General features: G+C 62.7%; 10 protein-coding genes. 6 read left to right on the top strand and 4 right to left on the bottom strand.

Features of this window, described 5'->3' with window-relative positions:
* The 4 genes from RBB32_RS18060 to RBB32_RS18045 all read left to right on the top strand — a co-directional run.
* The coding region (locus RBB32_RS18060) for a flagellar hook-length control protein FliK (protein ID WP_306154736.1) at positions 1 to 536 on the top strand (536 nt) is incomplete at its 5' end.
* Between the two features lie 13 nt (positions 537 to 549).
* Positions 550 to 1224 (top strand): flagellar hook capping FlgD N-terminal domain-containing protein, encoded by a 675-nt coding sequence (locus tag RBB32_RS18055; RefSeq protein ID WP_306154733.1) that lies wholly within the window; start codon positions 550 to 552, stop codon positions 1222 to 1224.
* Positions 1225 to 1318: 94 nt separating this feature from the next.
* Positions 1319 to 2203: a phosphotransferase family protein gene (locus tag RBB32_RS18050; protein ID WP_306154731.1), complete on the top strand. Its 885-nt coding sequence runs from the start codon at positions 1319 to 1321 to the stop codon at positions 2201 to 2203.
* Positions 2204 to 2370: 167 nt separating this feature from the next.
* On the top strand, positions 2371 to 2589 hold the full coding sequence (locus RBB32_RS18045) for a hypothetical protein (protein WP_306154730.1): 219 nt from the start codon (positions 2371 to 2373) through the stop codon (positions 2587 to 2589).
* 157 nt (positions 2590 to 2746) lie between these two features.
* Here the strand turns inward: RBB32_RS18045 and RBB32_RS18040 are convergent, their stop codons facing one another.
* The 4 genes from RBB32_RS18040 to ubiE form a co-directional block, all read right to left on the bottom strand.
* Positions 2747 to 3421: a YjbF family lipoprotein gene (locus RBB32_RS18040; RefSeq protein WP_306154728.1), complete on the bottom strand. Its 675-nt coding sequence runs from the start codon at positions 3419 to 3421 to the stop codon at positions 2747 to 2749.
* Positions 3418 to 5541: a YjbH domain-containing protein gene (locus tag RBB32_RS18035; protein WP_306154726.1), complete on the bottom strand. Its 2124-nt coding sequence runs from the start codon at positions 5539 to 5541 to the stop codon at positions 3418 to 3420. Before RBB32_RS18035 ends, RBB32_RS18040 begins: the two co-directional genes overlap by 4 nt.
* A 126-nt stretch (positions 5542 to 5667) precedes the next feature.
* Positions 5668 to 7200, bottom strand: coding sequence for a 2-polyprenylphenol 6-hydroxylase (ubiB, locus tag RBB32_RS18030; RefSeq protein ID WP_306154724.1), 1533 nt, complete (start codon positions 7198 to 7200; stop codon positions 5668 to 5670).
* The gene (ubiE, locus tag RBB32_RS18025) at positions 7201 to 7944 is read right to left on the bottom strand and encodes a bifunctional demethylmenaquinone methyltransferase/2-methoxy-6-polyprenyl-1,4-benzoquinol methylase UbiE (RefSeq protein WP_306154722.1); all 744 of its coding nucleotides are present in this window, start codon (positions 7942 to 7944) and stop codon (positions 7201 to 7203) included.
* A 96-nt stretch (positions 7945 to 8040) separates the two neighbouring features.
* Between ubiE and mutM the strand changes: the two genes are divergently transcribed.
* Both mutM and RBB32_RS18015 read left to right on the top strand, forming a co-directional pair.
* Positions 8041 to 8892, top strand: coding sequence for a bifunctional DNA-formamidopyrimidine glycosylase/DNA-(apurinic or apyrimidinic site) lyase (mutM, locus tag RBB32_RS18020; protein WP_306154720.1), 852 nt, complete (start codon positions 8041 to 8043; stop codon positions 8890 to 8892).
* 65 nt (positions 8893 to 8957) lie between these two features.
* Positions 8958 to 9734: an enoyl-CoA hydratase gene (locus RBB32_RS18015; protein WP_306154718.1), complete on the top strand. Its 777-nt coding sequence runs from the start codon at positions 8958 to 8960 to the stop codon at positions 9732 to 9734.
* Positions 9735 to 9890: the final 156 nt, after the last annotated feature.

The following is a 9890-nucleotide window of genomic DNA, read 5'->3' as shown; positions in this document are numbered from 1 at the left end:
CGTCCGCCCCCACCATCCCGGGTGAGGATACAGGGCGCGGCGCGGCCCCGCTTGAAACCGCGTTGGCCGAGATGCGCCTTGCCCCCGACACGGCCCCGCGCCCCGGAATCTCACCGTCACATCACATGCCGCAAACCGCCGAATTGCCCCGGCATATCGCCCAGCAAATGGCCGAGGCCCTGCAGCGCGCGGGCGGCACCGAACGCGGCGTTGACCTGTTGCTCAACCCTGCCGAACTTGGCCGCGTCCGTATCAACCTGTCACCGGGCGAGGCCGGGCTGACGGTGCAGATCATGGCCGACCGCCCCGAAACCCTCGATCTCATGCGCCGCCATATCGACCTTCTGGCGCAGGATTTCCAAAGCATCGGCTTTGAGGCCAGCAGTTTCGCCTTTGAACAAAGCCATGACGACACCCCGAAAGGGGGCGGGCCCCGTGACATCCCGCACCCTCGTGACACGGGCCAGGATAGCCCGCAAACCCCCGCCCCGCCGCAGGTAACCGTGCTTGCGGATCGTGTTGATATCAGACTCTGAAAAGGCCAAAACCATGGATGTTTCACCCAATACCGCGCCCACACCACGCACCACCACGCCCCCCCCGGCCAAGGCCAAGGATGGCGAGGCGGTGCTCAGCTCGGATTTCGAGACATTTCTCAAGATGCTTACCACGCAGATGGAAAATCAGGACCCGCTCAACCCCTTGGACTCGGCCGAATTCGCCACCCAGCTGGCGACCTTTTCAAGCGTCGAACAACAGGTCATGACCAATGATCTTTTGACCGACCTCAATGGCCAGATCGGCGCGCTGGGCATGGCGCAACTGTCGGGCTGGATCGGGATGGAGGCGACCGCGGACATGCCGCTGGCCTTTGAGGGTACACCGGTCCCCCTGACCCTGACCACCAGTGCCCAAGCGGACACCGCGCAGCTTGTGATCCACGACAGAAACGGCACCCTTGTGCAGCGCCTCGATGTGCCCGCCGGGGGTGGCCGTTTCACATGGACAGGCCTTGATGCCAGCGGCGCACCGCTGCCCCAAGGCGAATACAGCGCCACGGTCGAATCCTACGCCCGCGGGGAGGTGATCGAAAGCCACCCGGCACAGGTGCATGCCACCATCGTCGAAGCCCGGCAAATGGATGGCCAGACCCAATTGGTGATGCAGGGCGGCCAAACCGTGACCGCGCAACAGATCATCGCGCTGCGCGATCCGTCTGGCTGATCGCGGGGCATCTTGCCCCTTGTCTCACCGCAGGCGGGCTGCCATAGCCTCCGGCACCCAGTCATTCGCCTTTCCTGCCGGACCCGCCAAACCCTTGACCGCCCCCGACGACACCCAGTTGATCCAAGCCCTGGAACGGGATCTTGCCCCAAGCGGCCATGTGCCGGACGCGGCGCAATGGGTCCGGCTCAAGGGGGGGCGCACCAATCATGTCTGGCGCATCACCGGGCCGACAGGTGCCAATCCCGTCGTGGTCAAACTTTACGCCGAAACCTCGGGCAATCCGCTGTTCCCCAACCGCCCGGATGACGAGGCCCGCGTATTGCATGCCCTCGACGGGCAGGGGATGGCCCCAAGGCTCTTGCACCGAACCGCAACGCGCCTTGGGCCTTGCGTGGTCTATAGCCATGTCAGTGGCGCCCGGTGGCGTGATGATCCTGCAAAGGTGGCAAGGCTTTTGCGCCGCTTGCACGGGCTTGCACCGCCAAGGGGCCTGCGCCCCGCACCCGACGGAAGCGTGGCCCTCGAAGCCCAGATCGCGGCAATCCTCGCGCGCTGTCCCGGCGATGTGCAGAATATGCCGGGCTTGCCCGACACGGCTGTTCCGCCCTCCGGGGCGGCCTGCCTTTTGCACGGCGATCCGGTGCCGGGAAACCTGATCGCCCAAGGTGCGGCCCTGCATTTGATCGACTGGCAATGCCCCGCCATCGGCGACCCTTGCGAAGATATCGCGCTGTTTTTATCGCCCGCCATGCAAATCGCCTATCGCGGTGCCCCGCTTGCACAAACCGAAGAACAGGCATTCCTGTCCGCCTATGATTCGCCAAGGCTGCTGTCACGCTATGCCGCGCTTGCGCCGTGGTATCATGCGCGAAGTTTTGCCTATTGCCTGTGGCAGGCCCATCAAGGGGACAAAACCGCCATGACCCGCGCACAGGCCGAGCATGCGGCGCTGAAAGGCAGGGTTAACAATCTGTAATTTGCATCAATTTCAGAAAACTTGCCTTAGATTGTGGCAGATTTGCGCAAGTCTGCGAATAATTGAAACGCCTGCTCATTACCGGTTTTTTTTGAGAAACAGCTATGCCATAGTCCCTTCGATCCCTGCGTGGATTTCAAGTATCTCAAATCGGTTTGGAGAGTATTATGAAAAAATTCTCGACGTTCGCCGCCGCCGCCGCCGTTACTTTGGCCGCTGCTGCACCTGTCGCCGCTGAAGAAGCCACTGTAAACGGTGATCCGTTCGTGTCTTCGCAAGCCTCGGCCCCCATGCTGGGTGGGCTGGGTGCCACTGGCGCAATCGTTGCTGGTACCGTGCTGACCATCTTCACCGTGGCAGCCATCGATTCAAGCGACGACACCTAAGTCGTTTCGCGACAAGAATAGAAAAAGGCGGTCCCTCGGGGCCGCCTTTTTTCGTTGAGCGTTTCCAGTTTACCTTGAATCAAGGTGCATCACCAATGCCCCGAGAAGGCCGTAGGCCTTGCAGGGTATTGGGGATGCAATAAAAACCGGAAACGCTTTAACGCAATTGCTGAATAAGCAGGGCACCATTCAGCGGGCTAATCCACTGTTGCGCCTGCAGGATGCGCCCATTGGCGGCATCCACCTGGTAATTATTGGTAAACTGCGTGGTTTGCGCCTTGCAGCTTTCCTGCACCTTGACGGCCCGGCGGTCCAGTTCACCCGCCTGGTATCGGACTGTGGCGCCCGGCGTGACCCTGCAGGTGGTTTCAAGCGCGACAGTTTGGTTTTCCCCGTCCAGATACCGCTGCACCCGCTGCACGGAGCCGGGTTTGCGGCCTCGCACCAAGGCGAGGGCGGCATCCACATCCGATGACATAAGGTCTTCGCCAAGGCCCCGGGTGGCCGTCACCATCCCCTGTTTCAACGTCAGGCTGCGGCGGTCCGATGTGCCATGGGTCGCATAGGCCCCGTTGCTCTCGATCCGCGGCATCACGGCGATGGATTTGCGCTTGGGTATGGCCACCGCGACAATCGGTTGATCCGTCGCTTGCAGGGATTGTTGCATAAGCGCCGAAAGCTGCGCCGCATCGGGCAGCTTCGCCTCCTGCTTGGGGGCCAAGGCCCCCTTGAGCATTTTCAGCCCCGCGCCGCTATCCCCGTCGCCGCCGCTGCATCCGGCCAGAACAACAAGCGCCCCGGCCGCCAGACCCGAAAGAAACCGTCTCGTCATCTCCAGAATTTCCCCCAGGTCTTGGTCATCTCAGGTTCATGGGTGCTGCGTATCGCCTCGTACAGACGGTCGTTGACCTGAAGCCGCGCCCCACCGTCACGCGAAAGCGACCGGATGACCGTGTTCGTCTTGGTCCGGGTCGGCGTGCCGCTGCCCCACGACAGCGGAATCACGATGCGAATCCCCTTGTCGAAAGAGCCTTCCCCGAAGGTGGCCGAGGAGACATCGGTTTTCGTGGCATAGGCCCCCACGCGCCAGCCATTGTCGAACTCGCGGTCAATCGCAACCGTCGCGCCCCAATCCCCGGCCAGGTACCGGCCCGCGTCGATACGCCCGTGAAAGCCGTTCCCGAAATCGTAATAGGCCGAGACATGGCCGTTGAACTCGGGGATGGTGCCCGTCCCGGTGTTGCGCGTCCGGGTGTCGAACAACTGATCGAAATCGCGCGGCACCAGGTAATTGACCTCGGCCCCAAGCGCCAACCGGCTATTCACCGGTTTCCACAGCACCTCGGCCGAGGCCCCGGCATACATCTTTTCCAAGTAGCCAACCGTGAAGCGGCTATAGATATTCTTCGCCGGACGTCCGAAATGCGCCAGCGTCAGGTAATCCAGCGTCGGATCGTCGGTCAGCGAATACCGCGCCACGTTCGACCGCACCCGAGGCAGGTTCGACGGCCCGATGGTCACCTTGTCCAGGTTGCCGAACAGCTTGTAGGAAACCGACCCCGAGGCCCGGAACCCACTGCCAATGTGATAATCCCCCTTGAACCGGATGCCGCCATTGGCCCGCACCGGGTTGTCCGGATCGAACACCGAGAAATTCAGGAACGGCCCGATCGTCCAGTCAAACCGCGGAAAGGCATCCTCGGCCAAGGCCGGACGCTGCCCAAGCGTCAAAGGGTCGTCAAACCGCGCCGCCGCCAGGATCTCGCTTGCCGGGGCATTCTCAAGCCGTTCAAGGTCACTGCGCCGGAAGGTGGTCGAACTCACCGGCATGCCCTTTTCAACCTGCGTGATGGTCAGCACCTCGACCGAGGCCGGCAAGGTCCGGGTCAAAACCCGCGCCGTGCGCCCCACCGCCTGCGGCCGCATGTCATACCGCGGGTTGCGGATCATCACATGCGCCCGGTTGGCGCTCAGGTCGAAACCATGCAGGCGCAGCCCCTCGGTCTCAAGGCTTTGGGTCACGCTGGCCTGAACCGTCTGCGGGCGCTGCGGGTCATCGGTCCATCCCAGGTCGCGCGCCGCGCCGGGCGCACGCGGGGCCACCGGCACGGGCGCGGTTTCCGCGCCGCCGTTCACCGCCGGTTTCCGCGCGTTCAACGACAAGGTGGCATTCACCCCGAACTCGGTCCCGTTCAGCGCATAGGCCCCAAGGCTCAGCGCCTCGCTGACCCGGTATTTAACGCCGATGTTGACCGGCATGTCATGCGTCGTGATCCCGTCCAGAACCTCGCGGTCATACCCGTCCGAGGAATATTCAAGGCTTACATTCACCCGGTCGGAAAGCTGGTAACTCAGCCCGGCAAAGGGCGCGACATCGCCCCGGAACCAACGGTCGTAGGTGGGAATCCCGCCTTGGCCCAGAATCGATGTCGGCCGGGTGCCGGTGCTGCCGATGGAGTTATAGCTGCCCAACCGGCCCCAGCCCAAACCGGCACTCACCCGCAGGCGCTCACCGAATGATTTGGTCGCCACGATATATTCGCCGCCGAACAGGCCGGTCCCGACCATATCCTGCAGGCCGATATTGATCGCGGGCATGTATTGCCCTTCGTTCACCAGCCGGAAACTCAGGTCGAAACTGCGGTCATAGTAGGTGTTGAAGGCCGGGCGCCCCGGCCCGGGCACCAGCCCGTAAACCGCCGAATACCGGAACGAGGCACTCAACCGCTTGGTCACCTGGAACGAAAGCGTTGTCTTGGTCGCCCCGTCGTAATGGTCAACCGTGGTGGCAAGTTGGCCCACCGGTGCCATCTCGGCGGTCGGCATGTCGATCAAACCGCCCGGCGTACCATAGGAATTGGTCAACTCGGTGGTCTGGTTCTCGGCCATACCGGCGCAGGGCCAGACCGCCACCAAACCTGCCACCGCGATTTTGCTCGATCTACGGATCACTTGTGCAACTCCACCATACCGTGTCCCTTCCCGCGACACTATCGAAGCGGCGCCGTGACAACAACGTGACTCTTGCCCGCGATAAATTCCTGGGCAATGTGTCGCTTTAAGGCGACGTTCGCCGGGTCAGCTCAACCAGGCAATCGCCGCCATGGCCGCCGCGCCGGTCACGGCCCCGCCCATCGCCCAAAGGGCGGGCCAGATGCGGTTGGGCTTGGGGGGCGGGGTCACCGGCATGGATTGCCGCATCAGGGCATTTTCCACGATTCCCGGAAGGCGTGGACCATAACGCGACAGAACCGCCAGCGTCCGGCCCAGATCGCGGCTCACGGCGCGCGGGCCGATATTCTTGCGGATGTAATCCTCGACCACCGGCCTGGCGACTTGCCAGATGTTGATCTGCGGGCTCAGGCTCCGCGCCACCCCTTCAACCACCACCATGGTTCGTTGCAACAGGATCAACTCGGTCCGGGTTTCCATGCCGAAACGCTCGGTCACCTCGAACAGGTAACTCAGCAAACCACCCATCGAGATATGGCTCGCATCCATCCCGAAAATCGGCTCGCCCACGGCGCGCAGCGCCCGGGCAAATTCGTCAACGTCCCGGTCGGCGGGCACGTAACCGGCCTCGAAATGCACCTCTGCCACCCGGCGGTAATCGCGCTTGATGAACCCATAAAGGATCTCGGCATAAACCCGGCGGGTGTATTCGTCGATATGCCCCATGATCCCGAAATCATAGGCGATGATATCGCCATTGGCGGCCACCTTCAGGTTGCCCTGGTGCATATCGGCGTGGAAATACCCATCGCGCAGCGCGTGACTCAGGAACAGTTGCAAAACCCGCTCGCCAAGGGCCACCCGGTCATGCCCGCCCGCATCCAGCGCGGCGTTATCGCCAAGCGGCAAACCATCGGCCCAGCCCATGGTCATCACCCGGCGGCCCGAAAGGGGCCATTTGATCTCGGGCAGGGTAAACCCCTCGTCCTCGCCGGTATTGGCGGCAAACTCGCTGGCCGATGAGGCCTCAAGCCGCAAATCAAGCTCCCCCATGACCACGCCTTCGAAATGCGCGATGACATCCGTGGGCCGCAGCCGCCGCGACGACGGCGATAGAAACTCGATCACATTGGCGGCAAAGTAAAACGCATCGATATCCTTGCGAAAGGCTTTCTCGATCCCGGGGCGCAGCACCTTGACCGCCACCGCCTCGCCGGTCTCGCGCGATCGCGCGCGATGCACCTGCGCGATCGAGGCCGCGGCCACCGGCGGGCTGAACTCGTCAAACAGGCTGTCCACCTCGGCGCCCAATTCCTGCTCGATGCTGTCGCGCGCCTCTTCCACCGAAAACGGCGGCAGCTTGTCCTGCAACACCCGCAATTGCGTGGCAAGGTCATCGCCCACCAGGTCGGGCCGCGTCGAAAGGATCTGCCCGAACTTGATATAGGCCGGGCCAAGGGCTGTCAGGGCGCGGGTGGCGGGGGGCATCCCGGGGTCGCCCTTGTAGCCCAGCCACTGAAACGGCCACGCTAGGAACCGCATGATCGCCCGCACCTGCGGCGGGGCGTCCATCGCCTCCATCACAAGGCCCATGGCCCCGGTGCGCTCAAGCGTGGCGCCGGTGCGGATCAGGCGCAAGATATTATGCGGCCCGCGCATTTAGATCTTCCACCCCGAATGAAGGCAGGCAATGCCAAGGCTCAGGTTGCGATATTTCGCATTCTCGAACCCCGCGCCGCGCACCATGCCAAGGAAGGTGTCTTGGTCCGGGAACTTGCGGATCGATTCCACCAGGTATTGGTAACTGTCCCGGTCTCCGGCAATCACCTGCCCCATGCGCGGGATGATATGGAAGGAATAAAGGTCATAGGCCCATTGCATCATGTCGTTGGGGATCTGGCTGAATTCCAGCACCATCAACCGCCCGCCGGGTTTCAGCACCCGAAAGGCCTCGGCAAGGGCCTCCTCGGGGCGGGTCACGTTCCTGATCCCGAAGCTGATGGTGTAAACGTCAAAGGTGTTGTCCTCGAAGGGCAGGGCCATCGCGTCGCCCACCACCCAATCAAGGCTGTCGGCCATGGCCTCCGCCTCGGCCCGCTTGCGGCCTTCCACCAGCATCGGTTCGGTCAGGTCCAGAACCGTGGCATGGCCGGTGCCCGCGCGTTTCAGGAACCTAAACGAGATATCGCCGGTGCCGCCCGCCACGTCCAGCAACCGCTGACCGGGGCGCGGGGCCAGCCAATCCATCATCGCGTCTTTCCAGATGCGGTGAATCCCGAAAGACATGGCATCGTTCATCACGTCATACTTCGACGCGACCGACCCGAAAACGCCACGCACGCGGCCCGCCTTCTCGCCCTCGGGCACGTCCTGAAATCCGAAATGGGTGGTTTTCTCGCTCATGGTCGCACCGGGGCCTTGCCGTTCAACTCTCTCGCCCTTCTTATAGGGCGCAAGGCGGGGGTTACAATCCACCCCGCACCACGACAGGACCGAACCATGCCCGAATTGCCCGAGGTTGAGACAGTGCGCCGCGGCCTCGCCCCCGCGATGGAGGGGGCGGTGATCGCCAAGGCGCAGGTCAACCGCCCCGATCTGCGCTGGCCCTTCCCCGAAAACATGGCCGCGCGCCTGACAGGGCAGGCCGTGCAAACCCTGCGCCGCCGCTCGAAATACATCCTCGCCGATCTGTCCAGTGGCGAAACCCTGTTGATTCACCTTGGCATGTCGGGCCGGATGACCGTGTCGGGCGACCCGCTGGGCCACTTCCACCACGACCACCCGGCGCCGGAAAAACACGACCACGTGGTTCTGGACATGGAAAACGGCGCGCGCATCACCTTCAACGATCCCCGCCGCTTCGGCGCGATGGACCTGATGGACACCGCAAGCGCCGAAACCCACCCGCTTCTGGCCAAACTCGGCCCCGAACCGCTGGGCAATGCCTTCGACGGCCCCTACCTTGCCGCGCAACTCAAAACCCGCAACACGCCGATCAAATCCGCCCTTCTGGATCAGCGAATCGTCGCGGGCCTTGGCAATATCTACGTCTGCGAAACCCTTTTCCGCGCCGGGATTTCCCCCAAGCGCCGGGCAAGAAACCTCTCCGCCGCCCGCGCCGCCGCCCTCGTGCCGATCATCCGCGATGTGCTGAGCGATGCGATCACCGCCGGCGGCTCTTCGTTACGCGATTTTCGTCAAGCAGACGGTGAACTTGGCTATTTTCAACACAGTTTCGACGTCTACGACCGCGAGGGCCGCCCCTGCCGCAAACCGGGCTGCACGGGCACCGTGAAACGCCTCGTACAGTCGGGCCGCTCCAGCTTCTATTGCCCGTCATGTCAAAGATAAGGTTGATCGCCCCGCAAACAGTGGTAAGGAATCCATTCTGACTGAAACAAGCGAAAGCAGATTTCATGGCCTATGAGACGATCATCGTCGAAATAGAAGACCACGTCGCCCTCATCAAACTCAACCGCCCCGATGCTCTCAATGCCCTCAACGATCAGTTGATGAGCGAGCTGTGCAAGGCGTTGAAAGAGGCGCAGGCAAACGAAAAGGTGCGGTGCATCATCCTCACCGGCTCCGACAAGGCATTCGCCGCCGGGGCCGACATCAAGATGATGAGCGGCAAGGGATTCGTCGATGTCTTCACCGAAAACCTCTTCGGCCCCGAAAGCGAGGCCATCATGGGCATTCGCAAGCCGATCATCGGCGCCGTCTCCGGCTATGCGCTGGGCGGGGGGTGTGAACTGGCAATGATGTGCGATTTCATCATCGCCTCGGATACCGCCAAGTTCGGCCAGCCCGAGATCAACCTCGGCGTCATGGCGGGGTTGGGCGGCTCACAGCGCCTGACGCGCTTCATCGGCAAATCCAAGGCGATGGACATGAACCTGACGGGCCGCTTCATGGACGCCGACGAGGCCGAGCGCTCGGGCCTTGTCTCGCGCGTCGTGCCCGCCAAGAAGCTGATGGAAGAGGCGCGCAAAGCCGCCGACAAGATCGCCGAGAAATCCATGGTCACCACCATGGCGGTGAAAGAGGCGGTCAACCGCTCGTACGAGACCACCCTGCGCGAAGGGCTGTTGTTCGAACGCCGCGTGTTCCACTCGCTTTTCGCCACCGAAGACCAATCCGAAGGCATGGCCGCCTTCGTCGAAAAACGCGAACCGCAATTCCGCGACAAGTAGAGCCGGAAGTAAGGTTTCGAAATCCTGAAAGGCGTGGGCTTCGGTCCGCGCCTTTTTTGAATACGACATTCATTCTCCGTTTCGCCCGGGCTTGCCCCGGGCGGCGCCCGACCCTCCCCCCGGGAGGGCGCATGGCTGCCGTTACGCGGCAAACCA

The organism is Roseovarius sp. MMSF_3281 (genome assembly GCF_030733685.1).
In the GTDB taxonomy this organism is placed as follows: Bacteria; Pseudomonadota; Alphaproteobacteria; order Rhodobacterales; family Rhodobacteraceae; genus Roseovarius.
This window is presented reverse-complemented; position numbering and strand designations above follow the sequence as displayed.

Excerpts from the sequence above, each read along its gene's own strand:
- RBB32_RS18055 (WP_306154733.1), top strand. The coding sequence starts at position 550 with ATGGATGTTTCACCCAATACCGCGCCCACACCACGCACCACCACGCCC.
- RBB32_RS18045 (WP_306154730.1), top strand. The coding sequence starts at position 2,371 with ATGAAAAAATTCTCGACGTTCGCCGCCGCCGCCGCCGTTACTTTGGCC.
- RBB32_RS18040 (WP_306154728.1), bottom strand. The coding sequence starts at position 3,421 with ATGACGAGACGGTTTCTTTCGGGTCTGGCGGCCGGGGCGCTTGTTGTT.
- ubiB (WP_306154724.1), bottom strand. The coding sequence starts at position 7,200 with ATGCGCGGGCCGCATAATATCTTGCGCCTGATCCGCACCGGCGCCACG.
- ubiE (WP_306154722.1), bottom strand. The coding sequence starts at position 7,944 with ATGAGCGAGAAAACCACCCATTTCGGATTTCAGGACGTGCCCGAGGGC.
- mutM (WP_306154720.1), top strand. The coding sequence starts at position 8,041 with ATGCCCGAATTGCCCGAGGTTGAGACAGTGCGCCGCGGCCTCGCCCCC.
- RBB32_RS18015 (WP_306154718.1), top strand. The coding sequence starts at position 8,958 with ATGGCCTATGAGACGATCATCGTCGAAATAGAAGACCACGTCGCCCTC.